Here is a 15740-nt window from a genome sequence, read left to right as displayed (position 1 = left end):
GCTTCATGCCTTCGGTTGCCGGGGGCGGTAGCAGGAGACGACTTTTGGAATCAATGCAATCTTTCTTCCCCCTGGCGGCCATGCTGGCGGGTTACCTGATCGGCTCGCTGTCATTTGCGGTGATCGTCAGCCGTGTTATGGGGTTGAATGACCCGCGCACGTTTGGCAGCAAAAACCCCGGCGCCACCAATGTGCTGCGCTCCGGCAGCAAAGGCGCCGCCATTGCCACGCTGCTGCTCGATGCGGCCAAGGGCTGGTTGCCGGTGATGCTGGTCAAGTGGTACGGCAAGCCTTATGGGCTGGAAGAAGGCACCATGGCACTGGTTGGGCTGGCCGCTTTTGTGGGCCATCTTTACCCGCTGTTTTTCAAATTTGTGGGTGGCAAAGGGGTGGCCACTGCTTTGGGCGTGCTGGTGGGCATCAGTTGGATTCTGGGTCTGGCCACCGGGGTTACCTGGCTGATCATGGCTTACTTTTTTCGCTACTCGTCGCTGGCGTCATTGACGGCGGCGGTGTTTTCCCCAGTCTATTACATCTTTGGCGATGGCACGGCGTGGTACATGAACAAGGGCGTTTTGTTGTCGCTGTCCATCATGTCATTGCTGTTGATCTACCGCCATGCCGAAAACCTTGGCCGTCTGGCCAAAGGTACCGAGTCGCGGTTGGGTAAAAAAGTGACACCTGAAAAAATCAGTCACCTTCAGGATCACGCCCGCAAAAACCCGCATGACCATACGCACAAACATAAACACTGAACCAGCGCATGCGAATCTGCGTCCTTGACAACGACGTGCTGGACCCTGAGGCCGCACCGATTTACCGCAGCTACGGCGCCATGTTTGTGCGCCTGCTCGGCGAGGCGGGCGCTGACTGGTCGTTTGAGCTTTTCAACACCACGCAGGGGCATTACCCCGCATCGTTTGATGATTTCGATGCCGTGTTGCTCACTGGCAGCCAGGCCGACGCGTTCGCGCCAACCCCGTGGGTGCTGGCGCTGCGCCAACACGTGACGCAACTCTTGCAAACACAAAAGAAACTGGTGGGCGTCTGCTTTGGTCACCAGCTGATTGCGCTGTGTTTAGGCGCCACGGTCGGGCGGGCCGCGCAAGGCTGGGGCGCTGGGCGTATGACCTACCAATGGCACGCGCCCGCGATGGCACAGGCGCAGGGGCGCACAGAGATAGCGCTGTTGGCCAGCCACCAGGATCAGGTGCTGGCCCTGCCGGAGGGCGCCACCTTGTTGGCCAGCAGTGCGTTTTGCCCGGTGGCCGCCTTTACGGTGGGCCAGCAGGTGTTTTGCGTCCAACCGCATCCGGAGTTTGTTGAAGACTACAGCGCCCACCTGCTGAACAAACGGCGCGAGCAGCTGGGTGAAGCGCACTACGCCACCAGCCTCAACAGCCTGGCGCTGGGCCATGACGGCCTGCACATGGCCCGTATGATCGTCGCTTTCATAGAAGCTGCCTGACAGCCGTGTTTGCCAGTGCGCCGCTAGGCCAGTGGCCGCAAAACGCTCTCTAAAGTCGCCGCATCCAGCGACCGCGCCGCGCCAAAGCCCGCCACTTGGCGGGCGCACGTCAGTTGGATCGCCACAAACCTGAAGTCGCCCAACTGCGTCATCGGCTCGGCGTCCGGAAAGCGCGCCAGATAAGCATTGCGGCCATCAAGCCACGCCGCACTGTCGCGCGCCAGCACGGTGGCTTTGCCGATCAGCGTGACGCGGGGCAGGGCGTGCACTGGCTCACCCGCCACCTCGGTTTGCATCACTAACAGCGACACCTGTGGCGTGAGCTGCAAATAGCGCGTGTGGGCCGCCAGTCCGCTGACATGGATCACAACAGATGCGCTACGCGGCTCCAGCGCATACGGCACCATCGACACGAACGGCAAGCCGTCTTCGCCCAGCGTGCCCAAGGCCGCCACGCGCTGGGTGTTGAGCAGCGTGCGCAAATCGCGGGTGAGGCGGGGTTCGTGGGACATAAAACAGCCGATCTTGTGTAAATTGAAAATACAAACGCTGTTGTGTATTTTCAGTGATCGGCAGCAAGATGGTTACTGCATTTTGCTGGCGAGAACAATCCCGCTGGCCCAGCTTAATTTAGTAACCCGGAAGTCTTGGCGTTGTTCCAGTGTGGTGACAAGATGGGCGACTTTACTGGCATGACCTTCGGGCCAGTTGGCTTGCGGCAGCATGTCGTCAATGACATACAAACCGGCCGGATTCAGCAAGGCAAGCGCTTCGTCCAGCAGCCGGTACTTACCAGCCCATGTGTCAGCAAAAATGAAATCAAAACGCTGCCCACGCAGGGAATGCAAAAATTCATCGCCGTCGGCGCAGACCATGGTCAAGCGCGGGTCGTCACCCAAGTGGCGTTCAACAATTGACAGCAAGGCTTTGTCGTGATCCACCGTTGTCAGATGCGACGCCGCATCCATACCATCGAGTAGCCAAGCGGTCGACAGGCCCGTGCCCGAACCCAGTTCAAGAAATCGGGCCGCTGGCTTTGATCTCGCCAGTGTTCTGAGGAGCGAGCATGTCAGTGTTTCGGACGCCATAGTGAAACCAGCCGCGCAGCTGTCAACCCGGATGCCGGTAAGCGCATCGGGCTCGTTGAAAGAGGAGAGGTCGTTCATCAAAGGGCGGTGCTCATGCTAAGAAGGCTTGACCCCCGGCGCAGGTTGCGCTGGGGATTCAGGTTTTGTATGACCAGCCCTCGTGAGGCCAGCCTGCGCAACGTTGGGGGGTGACCGGTTGCTTGCATTTGCCTGTGGGTAACAGGTGAAACAAGTGTAGGCCGGGGTGCCCGGCAGGGGATTGCGTAGTTTCCATGAAAATCGCATTTAAAAGCAGTCGCTGCTTTTAAACGTATGTATTTTGGAATAATCTGCCTTTTAAATCAAAAACAAGGCAAGCCATGAAACTTGATCGCTACGACCAGCACATTTTGGAAGTGCTGCAGCAAGACGGACGCATCAATAACCAGGACCTGGCCGACCGCATCGGCCTGTCCCCGTCGCCCTGCCTGCGCCGGGTGCGTGCGCTGGAGGAGTCCGGCCTGATCGTGGGCTACCGGGCGCTGCTGGATGCCAAAAAACTGGGCTTGACGCTGATGGCGCTAATTCACATCTCCATGGACCTGCACACGCCCGAGCGTTTTGCTAATTTTGAGGCGGCCGTGCGCGTCTTGCCCGAGGTGCTGGATTGCCTGCTGATCACCGGGCAGGATGCCGATTACCAGCTCAAAGTAATCGTGCGTGATATGGAACACTACCAGTCTTTGTTGTTAGACCAGCTAACCAGCATCGAAGGCGTGACAGGCGTGCATTCCAGTTTTGTTTTGCGGCAGGTGGTGAGCAAAACGGCGCTGGCGGTGTTGGCGGGATGATCTGATGTCAAAAATTACCAAGCGGGAAGCGAAAGGCGATATCAATCCGATGCGGGGAGACGCCTTTGAAAACCTGCGGCCTGAAGACGAGTTGCATAACTTCATTGCGGCATCCGCAAAAGCCTGCGTCCACCCATATCCTCAAGCTTGGCATTAAATGATTGGCCAAAGAGATGCGTATTCGTCCCGACTTTGACCTTGGCACTGCCAAAGAAATGGCAAATAAAGTACCGGACGTCTTCGATGCCGCTGTTGCCTTGGTACTGGCGGACCTTACGCCGGGCGCGAAAACCCTGGCTTTGCGGCTGCAGAAGTTTGTGCTGCAAACGACTCGGCAGACTGCCAGGCAAATCATCACGGAGTAGCGTGGTGCCGCCATCACGATAGAACCTAAGATGGGCGCAGTATAAAAAAATCAACTTTGGGATATCGGATGGAATGGTCACGCGAAGAAGTAGAAGCAATTGTTGCTGACTATTTGCAAATGCTAACAATGGAACTTGCTGGCCAGAATTTCAACAAGACCGAGCATCGGCGCAGGCTGCAGACCAAGCTCAATGGACGATCTGATGGATCAATTGAATTCAAGCATGGAAACCTCAGCGCGGCGATGATTGATCTAGGGTTCCCCTACATTCGCGGCTACAAACCTCGTGCCAACTATCAAGCACTCCTTGGGCTAGTCGCAGAACAACAAGTCAGCGGAGAAACAACGCTGGATCAAGTGGCTCTCGCTGCTGTCCAACAACCAGCAGTTGTGCCAATTCAAACTGACTTTGCCCGAGTGAAGTCGGATGCACCGATCAAACAGCATCGGGCAAGAGAGTCCGAGCCTGCGCAACTTTTCAGAGCCGTAAAACGTGATTACCTTGAGCGCGAAGCCCGCAACATGTCACTGGGCTTAGCGGGTGAAGAGTTTGTCGCCTTGTTTGAACATTGGCGCCTCATCGAACTGGGTCAACAACGGCTTGCCGACAAAGTCGAACACGTTTCCCAAACAAAGGGAGATGGTCTTGGGTACGACGTTTTATCGTATGACTCCGATGGAAAAGAGCGATTCATTGAGGTCAAGACGACAACATTTGGCCGAGACACACCATTTTTTGTTTCGCGCAGTGAACTGGCTCTCTCGCACGGAGCAAAAAATCAGTTTCACCTTTACCGTCTGTTCGAGTTCAGGAATGCCCCTCGCTTGTTTGATGTTCCGGGTTCGCTTGATCAGCACTGCGTTTTAGAACCTGTGTCTTATCGAGCCAGCTTTGGTTGACCCAGGGCTTTACCTGGGTCAACCCCCAAAAATTTACAACAAATAAGCCTCTAGCCCCCGTCCTATAAGCGCTATATGCTATAAAAAAAATAGCATTTACGGTTGCAATGCCGCGTTCGCATCCAGTTGCAAAATCAAGTGGTGATTGAGGCGTTCGCGCACCGCTGAGGCTGCCAGTGCGGACTTGATACAGGGGCTGCCGGTGGCGGTTCGGTGCAGGCGGGGCGGGTTCATCAGAGAGCCGGCTTCGTTGATGACGATGGCCACATGGGGGTGATTGGGTTTGCTGCTGCGGCGCATCACCACGGCCACTTGCAGGTTGTCGAGCCGCACATAGGTGCCCGGCGGGCACAGCCCGACAGCGCGCACCAGTGCGTGGCCGACTTCGTCATTGCGTTCGACCGTGTTGGTAATGATGGAGCGCACCGAGTCGGTGGCGCTGCGACCTTCCCGTGTTTTACGTGGACTGATCATGGCGGCGTAGCGGTCCACTGCGCGCAGAATTCGGGCCAGCCGTTTTACGGGGGCGATTTCTCGCAGTTCGCCTTTGTCCGTGCCTTCGTCATGGTGCAAAGAAATGGTATTGAGCCACAGGGTGTCTTTCACCCCCATGTTGACGAGCATCTGCGTGCTTTTGGCGGCGTGCGCCTGAATGGCGCCTCTTTGCGATGGGGAAGGCTGTTCCATTTGGCCCGCCAACTGGTCTTGCAAGGAGGTCATGCCAATATTCATGGTCAGGGCCGCATGCACGAGGTTGTCGCGTTCGGTCTGGGGTAGCTCCAGCTCCACGGCAATCAGGTGGCACAGCACGGCACAGACCAGCGCGTGGGAGGCGCTGTAGCCGACGGGCGAGTTTGTGGCCAGCTGAAACAGCAAATACAGGCCCACATCGGTGTCGCGCGTCAGCAGACCTTTCATCCAGCGGTCGTATTGCCAGACGCGTTGCTCAAACTCCTGAATGCTGCCGGGGCTGCCCAGAATGATGCCCAGGCCCGACTCCAGATCCGACCAGAGGCCGAGCAAGTCTTCGTATTCGTTTTCAGTCTGGATCGTCACGCGGCGGCCTCAATAGCGCTTGTCGAGGACCATCTGGTCATTGGTTCGCGTCATCTGAAAGTGCGTCAGGAAACTGTTGCCCAGCAGTACATAGGGCATGGCGCCCGACGACACAATGGCGTCCACGTCGTACACCACCACATCACCGACCCGCACCGAGGCCAGTTTAAGCCGCCAGCCCGGAATGACGCCATTGGCCGTGCTCATCTGCACGGCTTGGCCGGCCTTGTAGTTGAGGCCGACGCGTTCGGCATCGCCAACACTCAGGGACACCATGGTGGCGCCGGTGTCCACCACCAGTTGCACGGCCCGGCCATTGATCTGGCCTTGGGTAAAAAAGTGGCCGCCGCTGCTGGCGTTCAAGACGATTTTGGTTCCGCTTGGTCCCCTGTTCGCGACACTGCCCGATGCGCCGCCGACACTGGCGGGCGCCTCACCGACGCGCAGCGTGTGCCGCTTGCCGGCAATCTCCATTACCGCCTGATCACCCTGGGTCGATACGATTTTGACGCCCCGATAAGACTCGCCCACGGCGACACTTTTGGGCGCACTGCCATCCACGATCACCAGCGCCTTGCCTCCCAGCATGCCCGACAAGGCAACGGTCTGCGCCGCGGCAACCGAGCCCAGGGTTAACAGCGAGAGCAACAGGGCGGCGGTTTTCATCAATCGCGGAAGTTGTCAAAGGTCAGGGGAATATCGGTCATTTCTTTTTTGATCAAGGCCATGGCGGCTTGCAAGTCATCGCGCTTAGCGCCGGTGACCCGTACTTTTTCTTCTTGAATAGCGCCTTGGACTTTGATCTTGCTGTCTTTCAGCAGGCGCTGGATTTTTTTGGCGACTTCAGTCTCAATGCCGCTGCGAACCTTGATGACGCGCTTGACCTTGTCGCCACCTATTTTTTGAACATCGCCCATGTCCAGAAAGCGCACGTCCACATCGCGTTTGGTCAGCTTGTTGCGCAGGATGTCCTCAATCTGGGTCAGCTGAAATTCAGCATCACCGATCACGGTGATTTCCTTGTCCTTGAGTTCAATCGAGGCCGGTGTACCTTTGAAGTCAAAGCGAGTGGTGATTTCTTTGGTGGTGTTTTCCACCGCGTGTTTTACGTCCACCATCTTGGCGTCGCAAACTGTGTCAAATGAAGGCATTTTGGGGTAAGTGAGTTGTGCGCGACCCGTATCGGTCCCGGGCAGTGCGCGAGTTAAACAACCAGGCCATGACCGACCTGACCTGCCTGGGGCTCCCGGCCCCAATGCGACAATCCCATGATGTTAGTCGAGAAAAACGTCCCCCTTCAGGCTTTTAATACCTTCCACATCGTGGCCAAGGCTCATACGTTGGTGCGCATTGCCAGCGAATCAGATGTGCACGCGCTGCTCAAACACCCCGAGTGGGGCGTGGAGCCGAAGTTCGTGCTTGGCGGCGGCAGCAACATTGTGTTCACGGGCGATGTCAAACCGGTGGTGCTGAAGGTAGAGATCATGGGCCGGCGGCTGGTGCTGGAGACCGCCAAGGCCTTCATTGTGGAGGCGGGTGCCGGAGAAAGCTGGCACGACTTCGTGGCCTGGACGCTGGCGCAAGGCTATCCCGGACTGGAAAACATGGCGCTGATCCCGGGCACCGTCGGCGCCTCGCCGGTGCAAAACATCGGTGCGTATGGCGTGGAGTTGCAAGACCGCTTTGAGGCGCTGGATGCGGTGGACCTGCAGACTGGGCAGGTCTTTACCCTCAATGCCGCGCAATGCGCGTTTGGCTACCGCGATTCAGTGTTCAAGCATGGCGGCAGCACGGGTCCGGCAAGCGCTGACGGGCATCAGGTGGTGGGTCTGAAAGACCGTGCGCTGATTTTGCGCGTGCGCTTCAGCCTGCCCAAGGCCTGGAAGCCGGTGCTGGGCTACGCTGACATCGACAAGAAAATGGCCGAGCACCACTGCACCCGCCCGACGGCGCAGCAGATGTTTGACTGGGTCTGCGAGATTCGCCGCGCCAAGCTGCCGGACCCGCAGGTGATTGGCAACGCCGGCAGTTTCTTCAAGAACCCGACGGTGACGCTGGAGCAGTGCGCCGACATCATTGCCCGCGATCCCAAGGTGGTGCACTACCGCCTGGCCGATGGTTCGGTCAAGCTGGCAGCGGGCTGGCTGATTGACTCCTGCGGCTGGCGCGGCAAGTCGGTCGGCCACGCCGGTGTCTATGAAAAGCAGGCGTTGATTCTGGTCAATCGCGGTGACGGCACTGATAGCAACAGCGCGACCGGGGGCGAGGTCATGACCCTGGCCCGCGCGATACAAACCAGCGTGTACGAGCGCTTTGGCATCATGCTGGAAGCGGAGCCGGTGGTGGTTTGACGCGGCCAGCGTCTTTGCTTCGTCCAGGTTGTTGATAATTTGCAGGATTCCGGCTGAAAAAGCCGCTAGATTGGAAACATGGAACGAATTTTGGTTTTAGGCGGTTCTGGTTTTGTCGGCACCCATGTGTGCGAAAAACTCGTGCGCAAGGAACGCCATGTCACCGTGCCCACCCGGCACGAAGCCAATGCCCGAAATTTGTTGATCTATCCGTTTCTGGATGTGCTGGAGCTTGATGTGCATGACGAGGCGGCGCTGACCCGCGCCGTCGCCGGCCATGACGCGGTGGTGAATTTGATTGCCATCCTGCATGGCAACCAGGCGGCGTTTGACAAAGTGCATGTGGCTTTGCCGCAGAAACTGGCGCGGGCCTGCATCGCGGGTCGCGTTAAAAAACTCGTTCACATCAGTGCCTTGGGTGCCGATGCCCTGCAACCTCAGTCGGCACCCTCGATGTACCTGCGCAGCAAAGGGCAGGGTGAGGCGGTACTGATACAGGCGGCGATGGGCGCAGGCGCTGGTAGCGCAGCACAGGCTGGGTTTGACCTCACCATTCTGCGGCCGAGTGTGATGTTTGGCGCCGAAGACAAGTTTCTCAATTTGTTTGCCAAACTGCAAAAAGTGTTCCCAATCATGCCGCTGGCGGGGGCGCATGCCCGCTTTCAGCCGGTGTGGGTTGAGGATGTGGCGACCGCGGTAGTGCGCAGCCTGGAACGGGTTGGCACGGCAACTGCCCATGCGCCGCGGATCATTGAGGCCTGCGGGCCGGATGTCTTTACGTTGAAGGAACTGGTGCAACTGTCTGCGCGCTTAAGCGGCATCCGCGAAGGGCGCGGCCGTCCGGTGATTGCGCTGCCCGACTGGCTCGGTCGCCTGCAGGCGATGCTGATGGAACTGGCGCCGGGCCAGCCCCTGATGAGCCGCGACAACCTCGCCTCCATGCAGCGCGATAACGTGGCCAGTGGCACGTTACCGGGCTTGCAATCGCTGGGCATTACGCCCGCGGCCCTCAAACCCATTGCACGGGACTATCTCACGCAAGATCGGCCGGACCACGGTTTGCTGGGTATTCGCCAGCACTCCCACCATTAATCGGCTATTCATCGGCGTTACTTGCCGCTGTCGTTGCTCAGGTTGAGGAAATCGCCGCCTTCGCCCAGTGACAGCAGGCCGGTCTGCGCATAGATGCCCAGCTTGGCGCGGGTGTCCACAATGTCCAGGTTGCGCATGGTCAGTTGGCCGATGCGGTCCAGTGGCGAGAACGGTGCGTCGTCCACTTTTTCCATGCTCAGGCGCTCCGGGGCGTAGGTCAGGTTGGCCGACTCGGTGTTCAGAATCGAGTAGTCGTTACCGCGACGCAGCTCCAGCGTCACCGAGCCGGTGACGGCGCGTGCCACCCAGCGTTGCGCGGTTTCGCGCAGCATGATGGCTTGCGGGTCGAACCAGCGGCCCTGGTACAACAGACGACCGAGTTTGCGGCCGTTGTCACGGTACTGCTCGATGGTGTCTTCGTTGTGGATGCCGGTGACCAGGCGCTCGTAGCAGGCAAACAGCAGGGCCAGTCCCGGCGCTTCGTAAATGCCGCGGCTCTTGGCTTCAATGATGCGGTTCTCGATCTGGTCACTCATGCCGAAGCCGTGGCGACCGCCGATGCGGTTGGCTTCCAGAATCAGGCTGACCAGGTCCGGGTATTCGACGCCGTTGAGGGCGACCGGGCGGCCTTCTTCAAAGCGCACCGTGACTTCTTCATGTTTGACGACAACGTCTTCTTTCCAGAACGCCACGCCCATGATCGGGTTGACGATCTTCATGCCGCTGGAGAGCAGTTCCAGGTCTTTCGCTTCGTGCGTGGCACCCAGCATGTTGGAGTCGGTGGAGTAGGCTTTTTCGGCCGACATCTTGTAGCCAAAACCGTGCTGCGTCATGAACGCCGACATCTCAGCGCGGCCACCAAGTTCGTCGATGAAAGCCTGATCCAGCCAGGGCTTGTAAATCTTCAGCGATGGGTTGGTGAGCAGGCCGTAGCGGTAAAAACGCTCAATGTCGTTGCCCTTGAAGGTGCTGCCGTCGCCCCAGATGTTGACGTCGTCTTCCTTCATCGCCGCCACCAGCATGGTGCCGGTGACAGCGCGGCCGATCGGCGTGGTGTTGAAGTAAGTCACGCCACCGGTGGAGATATGAAAAGCCGCGCTTTGCAACGCCGCCAGACCTTCGGCTGCCAATTGGCTGCGGCAGTCGATCAGGCGGGCAGCTTCAGCGCCGTATTCCATCGCCTTGCGCGGAATTTCGTCGTAATCGGTCTCGTCGGGCTGGCCCAGGTTGGCGGTGTAGGCGTAGGGAATGGCGCCTTTGAGTTTCATCCAGTGCAGGGCAGCGCTGGTGTCGAGGCCACCGGAGAAGGCGATGCCGACTTTTTGGCCGACGGGAGTGTTTTGCAGGATAGTATTTGACATTAAATTGGCCTCTAGCCCCCGCAGGCTATGCGTGAGCAGCTATAAAAAACGGAGCGAAACGGGAGCGGTTTAGCCGAAGTGACAGATGTAGTGGTAAGCATCAAGCACGCGAATCTCGAACTTGGAATTGCCCGGGATGCTGAATTTCTCGCCGGGCGCCGAGGTCACCCAAGCGTCAGAGCCTGCCAACTTGTATTCGCAGGAGCCTGCCACGCATTCCATGATTTCCGGTGCGCCGGTGTTGAAGGTCAGCGTCGCGGGCAGGATCACGCCGACCGATTTTTTCGTGCCATCGGGGAACGTGACGCCGTGGCTGACGCATTTGCCATCAAAGTAAACGCTGGCCTGGGTGCTGACGGACACGCCGTCTAGTGTGGATGTAATCATGTGGGTCATTTTAATCGGGCTCTTAACCCGTGCAGCGAGCCAGGCCTGGATGCCGGGGGCTCATACGCTTCGCTTTTTGAAATCGCCCCCGACATCCAGGCCTGACTCGCCGCACTACCGTCACAGGCAAGCGTTAAGCGGCAAGTGATACCCGGACGATGAAGCCGATTTCAAAAAGCGAAGCGCATGAGGCTTCAGCGTCCGGGTGTCGCTTGTCGCGTCTTCGCAGAACACGTGACGACTACGGTATGAACCCAAGCCATTGAGTGACATCAAAGCCAACCGTTAAGCGGCCATCACCCCACACCACCACCGGGCGCTTGATGACGCTGGGGTTCGCCAGCATCAAGGCGCTGGCAGTCGCGGCATCCACGACAGCGGCGCGGGTGGCGTCGTCGAGCTGGCGCCAGGTGGTGCCTTTGCGGTTCACCAGCTTTTCCCAGCCGACGGCGGCCAGCCAGCCGGGCAGCAGTTCAGCGGGGACACCGAGTTTCTTGAAGTCGTGAAACACAAAGGCCACACCGTGCTCGGTCAGCCAGCTACGCGCTTTCTTCACGGTGTCGCAGTTGGGGATGCCGAAGACGGTCACATGGGAGGCTGTAGTGGGGCTGTTCATGCCCTGCATCATGCTACCGGCCCAAGGTGGGCGACAATCTGCAGTCGTATGAAAACCCCTCTAAACACATTGTCTGACTGGCTCGCCCACTGCGAGCAATTGCATCCCAAAAACATCGACATGGGCCTGGAACGGGTCCGTACCGTGGCCGAGCGCATGCAAATTCGCTTCGACTGCCCGGTCATCACCGTGGCGGGCACCAATGGCAAGGGCTCGACCTGCGCCATGCTGGAAGCCATTCTGCTGCAGGCCGGCTACCGCACCGGGGTCTATACCTCGCCGCATCTGGTGCGTTTTGAAGAGCGCCTGCGGCTCAACGGCGAGTCGGTAGATGCTACTAAATTAGTAGCTTCCTTCGCAGGTGTAGAGAGGGCTAGAGGCCTTAATGAGGCTGAAATCTCATTAACTTACTTCGAGTTCTCCACGTTGGCCATCCTGGATGTGATGGCGCATTCCAAGCTGGACGTGGTGATCCTGGAAGTGGGACTGGGCGGCCGGCTTGATGCCGTCAACATCATCGAGCCTGACTGCGCCGTGATCACCAGCGTTGATCTGGACCACATGGAGTTTCTGGGCGCCGACCGCGAAAGCATTGGTTATGAGAAGGCCGGCATCATGCGCACCGGGCGGCCGGTGGTGGTGAGTGATCCGATGCCGCCGCAAAGTGTGCTCGACCGTGCGCTGGAAGTGGGTGCTGACCTCTGGCGCTTTGGCGTTGACTTCAATGTGTCGGGCGACAAGCAGCAATGGGGCTGGGCCGGGCGCGGTCGGCGTTACAGCGGTTTGGCTTATCCAGCGCTGCGCGGCGCCAACCAGCTGGTCAATGCGGCTGGGGTGCTGGCGACTTTGGCCGCCTTGCGCGATCGCCTGCCGATCACGGCCCAGGCGGTGCGCAACGGGCTGGCCTTTGTCGAGTTGCCGGGTCGGTTTCAAATTATTCCGGGCGAGCCCACTTTGGTGCTGGATGTGGCGCACAACCCGCATTCGGTGGCGGCGCTGACGGCCAATCTGGATGCCATGAGCTACTTTCCGACCACGCACGCGGTGTTTGGGGCCATGGCCGACAAAGATCTGGCCGCCATGCTGGTCAAGATCAACCCCTTGATTGACAAGTGGTATTTCACTGATCTGCCGACGCCCCGGGCCGAGTCGGCGGACGGTCTGCTGGTCAAGTGGCAAGCGCAAAACAAGCGAAAAGAGGCCACGGCCTGCGCCTACCCAGACCCTCAGCAAGCCCTGCAGGCGGCCATTAACGCTGCCGACCCCACTGATAGAATCGTCGTCTTTGGGTCGTTCTACACCGTGGGCGGCATTTTGAAGGACGGTTTGCCCCGTCTTCACGCCAAACACATGCCCAATATTTGAACTCCTGAGCCCCCACAACATGGCCTTTTTCAAGTTCCGAAAAAGTGGCGACGAGCAGTCGGCCACGCCTGTTCAGCCCGAGAGTGTCGAGGCGATGCGAAAGCGGGCCAAATACCGCCTGATTGGTGCTGCCGTGCTGGTGCTGGTTGGCGTGATCGGCTTCCCGCTGTTGTTTGACAAGCAGCCACGGCCCATTTCAGTTGATTTGCCGATTGAAATTCCGGACAAAAACAAAGTCAAACCGCTCAGCATCCCCGCTCCGGCGGCGATGGAGGCCGTCAAACCCGAGTCGGTTGCGCCGGTGCTTCCTGCGGCTCCGGTTCCTGCCGCTGCGGCCTTGTCTAAAAAAGAAGAAATAGTGACTGAAGCTTCCGTCGCTGCTGCACCGGAAGCCCCTAAAGTAATAGCTAAAGCAGAGCCGAAAGTGACTGAGAAACCTGTTGTTAAGGCAATCGACAAGCCGGCCGAGAAGCCTGCACCGGCAGTGAAACCGGTGGCCAAGGCGGACGACAGCAGCAAGGCCCAGGCGCTGCTGGACGGCAAGGAACCGACAAAGAAGGCGGACGCCAGCGCAGGCCGGTTTGTGGTGCAAGTGGGCGCGTTTTCGGATGTTGCCCGGGCGCGTGAGGCGCGGCTGAAGCTGGAGCACGCCGGCCTGAAAACCTACACCCAAGTCGCCGAGACCAAGGACGGCAGCCGGATTCGGGTGCGGGTCGGCCCCTTTGCCGACAAGGCGGAAGCGGACAAGGCGGCGCAAAAGATCAAAAAGCTTGATTTGCCGGCCTCCGTACTCACCTTGTAAAGGCACCCTCAAACCGATGCCTGCACTGGACTGGATTTTTGTTGGGGTATTGCTTGCCTCGCTGGCGTTAGGCGCCTGGCGGGGGCTGATTTATGAGGTGTTGTCGGTGGTGAGCTGGATTGCGGCGTTCATTCTGGCGCAGTGGCTGGCGCCGGACGTCGCGCAGAAACTGCCCATGTCCGGGTCGGGCGAGTCGGTTCGTTACGCGGCCGCCTTTGTGCTGGTGTTTGTTGCATCGGTGTTTGCGGGCAGTCTGCTGGCAAAACTTGTTCAAGTGTTTTTTGCTGCAGTCGGTTTGCAGCCGGCGGATCGGGCGTTGGGCGCCGCTTTTGGCTTGGTTCGCGGTGTGGTTTTGTTATTGGCGGCAACGGTGGTGATCGACATGACTGCGTTCAAGTCGAGCGACTGGTGGCAGGAGTCTTTGGGGGCCGGCTTGTCACAAGCAGCGCTCAAAGGGTTGAAGCCGGTGTTGCCGCTGGAGTTTGGTAAATATTTGCCTTCATGAGGCTGTGTGGGGCAGGGCGTAGCGCTGTTCGCAACTGATCGGAAAAAATATGTGTGGAATCGTAGGCGTTGTCAGCAACGCACCAGTCAATCAACTTATTTATGACGCCTTGCTGCTGCTGCAGCACCGCGGACAGGATGCGGCCGGTATCGTGACGCAGCAAGAGCGCAAGTTCTTCATGCAAAAGGCCAAGGGCATGGTGCGCGATGTGTTTCGCACCCGCAACATGCGCTCGCTGCCGGGCAACAGCGGGCTGGGTCAGGTGCGTTACCCGACGGCCGGCAATGCCTTTAGCGAGGAAGAGGCGCAGCCGTTTTACGTGAATGCGCCGTTTGGCATCGTGCTGGTGCACAACGGCAACCTGACCAACGCACATGCCCTGAAAACGGAGCTCTTTGGCACCGACCACCGCCATATCAATACCGACAGCGACTCCGAGGTCTTGCTCAATGTGTTGGCGCATGAAATTGGCGAGACGACGCGTGGCATGCCGTTGCTGCCGCGCGATGTATTCGAGGCGGTGCGCCGGGTGCATCGCCGCATCAAGGGTTCCTACGCGGTGATTGCGATGATCGCCGGTCATGGCGTGCTGGCCTTCCGCGATCCGTTTGGCATTCGCCCTTTGTGCATGGGGCGTAGCGAGGACGGCACCGTGATGCTGGCCAGCGAATCCGTGGCGCTGGAAGGAACGTCGCACAAGTTTGAACGCGATATCGCCCCGGGCGAGGCGGTCTTCGTTGACCTGCAGGGCCAGGTGCATGCGCAGCAGTGCTCGGATCATCCGGTGCTGAGCCCTTGCATCTTTGAGTATGTTTATCTGGCGCGCCCGGACTCGGTGATGGACGGCATTTCGGTCTATCAGGCCCGCATGAATCTGGGTGAATCACTGGCCAAGCGCGTGATCTCCACTGTGCCGCCGAACGAGATTGATGTGGTGATCCCGATCCCCGAGTCCAGCCGTCCGAGTGCCGCCCAGCTGGCGCATTTGCTGGGGCTGCCGTATCGCGAGGGTTTTGTGAAGAACCGCTACGTGGGGCGCACCTTCATCATGCCGGGGCAATCGGTGCGCAAGAAATCAGTGCGTCAGAAGCTCAATGTGATTGCCAGCGAATTCAAGGGCCGCAATGTGCTGCTGGTGGATGACTCGATCGTGCGCGGCACCACCAGCCGCGAAATCGTGCAAATGGCACGCGACGCCGGTGCGCGCAAGGTTTACATGGCCAGTGCCGCGCCGCCCGTGCGGTATCCCAATGTTTATGGCATCGACATGCCGACCCCGGATGAACTGGTGGCGCACAACCGGACGGTGGAGCAGATCCGGCAGATCATTGGCTGCGATGCGCTGATTTACCAGGACGTGGACGGCATGAAAAAGGCCATCGGCTCGCTGAACCCCAACATTAAGGGCTTTGATGCCTCGTGCTTTGACGGTGTCTATTGCACCGGCGACATCACGGCGGATGACATTACCCGGCTGAACACCCATCGGGTGGGGGGTGATGAAGGTGCTGAAGACAACTCCCGCCTGGCACTCCCGAATCACGCGGACTGA

At 59.0% G+C, this 15740-nt stretch carries 20 protein-coding genes; 12 read left to right on the top strand and 8 right to left on the bottom strand.

Annotated elements, in window-relative coordinates; all coding sequences use genetic code 11:
- Nucleotides 1-53: 53 nt before the first annotated feature.
- Together plsY and HHJ17_RS06560 are read left to right on the top strand one after the other, a co-directional pair.
- Nucleotides 54-755, top strand: a complete 702-nt coding sequence (gene plsY, locus HHJ17_RS06565; RefSeq protein ID WP_296499729.1) for a glycerol-3-phosphate 1-O-acyltransferase PlsY — start codon at nt 54-56, stop codon at nt 753-755.
- Between the two features lie 8 nt (nt 756-763).
- Nucleotides 764-1468, top strand: coding sequence for an amidotransferase (locus tag HHJ17_RS06560; protein ID WP_296499713.1), 705 nt, complete (start codon nt 764-766; stop codon nt 1466-1468).
- A gap of 23 nt (nt 1469-1491) precedes the next feature.
- Here HHJ17_RS06560 and HHJ17_RS06555 read toward each other — a convergent pair whose 3' ends face one another.
- Together HHJ17_RS06555 and HHJ17_RS06550 are read right to left on the bottom strand one after the other, a co-directional pair.
- Complete coding sequence (locus HHJ17_RS06555) at nt 1492-1980, bottom strand: pyridoxamine 5'-phosphate oxidase family protein (protein WP_296499716.1); 489 nt, start codon at nt 1978-1980, stop codon at nt 1492-1494.
- Nucleotides 1981-2052: 72 nt separating this feature from the next.
- A complete protein-coding gene (locus HHJ17_RS06550) occupies nt 2053-2634 on the bottom strand; it encodes a class I SAM-dependent methyltransferase (RefSeq protein WP_296499717.1) in 582 nt (193 codons plus the stop codon).
- 281 nt (nt 2635-2915) lie between these two features.
- Between HHJ17_RS06550 and HHJ17_RS06545 the strand changes: the two genes are divergently transcribed.
- The 4 genes from HHJ17_RS06545 (at nt 2916) to HHJ17_RS06530 (ending at nt 4653) form a co-directional block, all read left to right on the top strand.
- Nucleotides 2916-3386, top strand: a complete 471-nt coding sequence (locus HHJ17_RS06545; protein ID WP_296499719.1) for an Lrp/AsnC family transcriptional regulator — start codon at nt 2916-2918, stop codon at nt 3384-3386.
- A gap of 4 nt (nt 3387-3390) precedes the next feature.
- Nucleotides 3391-3543 (top strand): hypothetical protein, encoded by a 153-nt coding sequence (locus HHJ17_RS06540; protein WP_296499721.1) that lies wholly within the window; start codon nt 3391-3393, stop codon nt 3541-3543.
- Nucleotides 3544-3547: 4 nt separating this feature from the next.
- Complete coding sequence (locus HHJ17_RS06535) at nt 3548-3751, top strand: hypothetical protein (protein ID WP_296499723.1); 204 nt, start codon at nt 3548-3550, stop codon at nt 3749-3751.
- A gap of 68 nt (nt 3752-3819) precedes the next feature.
- Nucleotides 3820-4653, top strand: coding sequence for a DUF3883 domain-containing protein (locus HHJ17_RS06530; protein ID WP_296505307.1), 834 nt, complete (start codon nt 3820-3822; stop codon nt 4651-4653).
- Nucleotides 4654-4749: 96 nt separating this feature from the next.
- Here HHJ17_RS06530 and HHJ17_RS06525 read toward each other — a convergent pair whose 3' ends face one another.
- Genes HHJ17_RS06525 through HHJ17_RS06515 form a run of 3 tightly spaced genes read right to left on the bottom strand, consistent with a single transcriptional unit; the run spans nt 4750 to nt 6860 of the window.
- Nucleotides 4750-5709: an HD domain-containing phosphohydrolase gene (locus tag HHJ17_RS06525; RefSeq protein WP_296502996.1), complete on the bottom strand. Its 960-nt coding sequence runs from the start codon at nt 5707-5709 to the stop codon at nt 4750-4752.
- A 9-nt stretch (nt 5710-5718) separates the two neighbouring features.
- Complete coding sequence (locus HHJ17_RS06520) at nt 5719-6375, bottom strand: TIGR02281 family clan AA aspartic protease (protein ID WP_296502999.1); 657 nt, start codon at nt 6373-6375, stop codon at nt 5719-5721.
- On the bottom strand, nt 6375-6860 hold the full coding sequence (locus tag HHJ17_RS06515; protein ID WP_296503001.1) for a YajQ family cyclic di-GMP-binding protein: 486 nt from the start codon (nt 6858-6860) through the stop codon (nt 6375-6377). The genes HHJ17_RS06520 and HHJ17_RS06515 overlap by 1 nt, the downstream gene beginning before the upstream one ends.
- 120 nt (nt 6861-6980) lie before the next feature.
- Between HHJ17_RS06515 and murB the strand changes: the two genes are divergently transcribed.
- Both murB and HHJ17_RS06505 read left to right on the top strand, forming a co-directional pair.
- Nucleotides 6981-8060 (top strand): UDP-N-acetylmuramate dehydrogenase, encoded by a 1080-nt coding sequence (gene murB, locus HHJ17_RS06510; RefSeq protein ID WP_296505753.1) that lies wholly within the window; start codon nt 6981-6983, stop codon nt 8058-8060.
- A gap of 78 nt (nt 8061-8138) precedes the next feature.
- Complete coding sequence (locus tag HHJ17_RS06505; protein ID WP_296505303.1) at nt 8139-9152, top strand: complex I NDUFA9 subunit family protein; 1014 nt, start codon at nt 8139-8141, stop codon at nt 9150-9152.
- Between the two features lie 17 nt (nt 9153-9169).
- Here HHJ17_RS06505 and argG read toward each other — a convergent pair whose 3' ends face one another.
- From argG to HHJ17_RS06490, 3 genes are all read right to left on the bottom strand, one after another.
- Nucleotides 9170-10513 (bottom strand): argininosuccinate synthase, encoded by a 1344-nt coding sequence (gene argG, locus HHJ17_RS06500; RefSeq protein ID WP_296505301.1) that lies wholly within the window; start codon nt 10511-10513, stop codon nt 9170-9172.
- A gap of 69 nt (nt 10514-10582) precedes the next feature.
- Entirely contained in the window at nt 10583-10900 is a 318-nt protein-coding gene (locus tag HHJ17_RS06495) for a pyrimidine/purine nucleoside phosphorylase (protein ID WP_296505299.1), read from the bottom strand.
- Between the two features lie 241 nt (nt 10901-11141).
- Nucleotides 11142-11525, bottom strand: coding sequence for an ArsC family reductase (locus HHJ17_RS06490; RefSeq protein ID WP_296505752.1), 384 nt, complete (start codon nt 11523-11525; stop codon nt 11142-11144).
- Nucleotides 11526-11564: 39 nt separating this feature from the next.
- Between HHJ17_RS06490 and folC the strand changes: the two genes are divergently transcribed.
- From folC to purF, 4 genes are read left to right on the top strand one after another with little or no spacing between them, the layout of a single operon-like run.
- Complete coding sequence (gene folC / locus HHJ17_RS06485; RefSeq protein WP_296505297.1) at nt 11565-12881, top strand: bifunctional tetrahydrofolate synthase/dihydrofolate synthase; 1317 nt, start codon at nt 11565-11567, stop codon at nt 12879-12881.
- A gap of 19 nt (nt 12882-12900) precedes the next feature.
- The gene (locus HHJ17_RS06480; RefSeq protein WP_296505294.1) at nt 12901-13683 is read left to right on the top strand and encodes an SPOR domain-containing protein; all 783 of its coding nucleotides are present in this window, start codon (nt 12901-12903) and stop codon (nt 13681-13683) included.
- A gap of 16 nt (nt 13684-13699) precedes the next feature.
- Nucleotides 13700-14188, top strand: a complete 489-nt coding sequence (locus tag HHJ17_RS06475) for a CvpA family protein (RefSeq protein ID WP_296503022.1) — start codon at nt 13700-13702, stop codon at nt 14186-14188.
- A gap of 49 nt (nt 14189-14237) precedes the next feature.
- Nucleotides 14238-15740 (top strand): amidophosphoribosyltransferase, encoded by a 1503-nt coding sequence (gene purF, locus HHJ17_RS06470; protein ID WP_296503026.1) that lies wholly within the window; start codon nt 14238-14240, stop codon nt 15738-15740.

This window comes from Rhodoferax sp. (assembly GCF_012927445.1).
Lineage (GTDB): Bacteria > Pseudomonadota > Gammaproteobacteria > Burkholderiales > Burkholderiaceae_C > Rhodoferax.
Note: the sequence above shows the minus strand (reverse complement) of the source record. Positions and strands in the feature narration are given on the sequence as shown.

Excerpts from the sequence above, each read along its gene's own strand:
- plsY (WP_296499729.1), top strand. The coding sequence starts at position 54 with ATGCAATCTTTCTTCCCCCTGGCGGCCATGCTGGCGGGTTACCTGATC.
- HHJ17_RS06560 (WP_296499713.1), top strand. The coding sequence starts at position 764 with ATGCGAATCTGCGTCCTTGACAACGACGTGCTGGACCCTGAGGCCGCA.
- HHJ17_RS06555 (WP_296499716.1), bottom strand. The coding sequence starts at position 1,980 with ATGTCCCACGAACCCCGCCTCACCCGCGATTTGCGCACGCTGCTCAAC.
- HHJ17_RS06550 (WP_296499717.1), bottom strand. The coding sequence starts at position 2,634 with ATGAACGACCTCTCCTCTTTCAACGAGCCCGATGCGCTTACCGGCATC.
- HHJ17_RS06545 (WP_296499719.1), top strand. The coding sequence starts at position 2,916 with ATGAAACTTGATCGCTACGACCAGCACATTTTGGAAGTGCTGCAGCAA.
- HHJ17_RS06540 (WP_296499721.1), top strand. The coding sequence starts at position 3,391 with ATGTCAAAAATTACCAAGCGGGAAGCGAAAGGCGATATCAATCCGATG.
- HHJ17_RS06530 (WP_296505307.1), top strand. The coding sequence starts at position 3,820 with ATGGAATGGTCACGCGAAGAAGTAGAAGCAATTGTTGCTGACTATTTG.
- HHJ17_RS06520 (WP_296502999.1), bottom strand. The coding sequence starts at position 6,375 with ATGAAAACCGCCGCCCTGTTGCTCTCGCTGTTAACCCTGGGCTCGGTT.
- HHJ17_RS06515 (WP_296503001.1), bottom strand. The coding sequence starts at position 6,860 with ATGCCTTCATTTGACACAGTTTGCGACGCCAAGATGGTGGACGTAAAA.
- murB (WP_296505753.1), top strand. The coding sequence starts at position 6,981 with ATGTTAGTCGAGAAAAACGTCCCCCTTCAGGCTTTTAATACCTTCCAC.
- HHJ17_RS06505 (WP_296505303.1), top strand. The coding sequence starts at position 8,139 with ATGGAACGAATTTTGGTTTTAGGCGGTTCTGGTTTTGTCGGCACCCAT.
- argG (WP_296505301.1), bottom strand. The coding sequence starts at position 10,513 with ATGTCAAATACTATCCTGCAAAACACTCCCGTCGGCCAAAAAGTCGGC.
- HHJ17_RS06495 (WP_296505299.1), bottom strand. The coding sequence starts at position 10,900 with ATGATTACATCCACACTAGACGGCGTGTCCGTCAGCACCCAGGCCAGC.
- HHJ17_RS06490 (WP_296505752.1), bottom strand. The coding sequence starts at position 11,525 with ATGCAGGGCATGAACAGCCCCACTACAGCCTCCCATGTGACCGTCTTC.
- folC (WP_296505297.1), top strand. The coding sequence starts at position 11,565 with ATGAAAACCCCTCTAAACACATTGTCTGACTGGCTCGCCCACTGCGAG.
- HHJ17_RS06480 (WP_296505294.1), top strand. The coding sequence starts at position 12,901 with ATGGCCTTTTTCAAGTTCCGAAAAAGTGGCGACGAGCAGTCGGCCACG.
- HHJ17_RS06475 (WP_296503022.1), top strand. The coding sequence starts at position 13,700 with ATGCCTGCACTGGACTGGATTTTTGTTGGGGTATTGCTTGCCTCGCTG.
- purF (WP_296503026.1), top strand. The coding sequence starts at position 14,238 with ATGTGTGGAATCGTAGGCGTTGTCAGCAACGCACCAGTCAATCAACTT.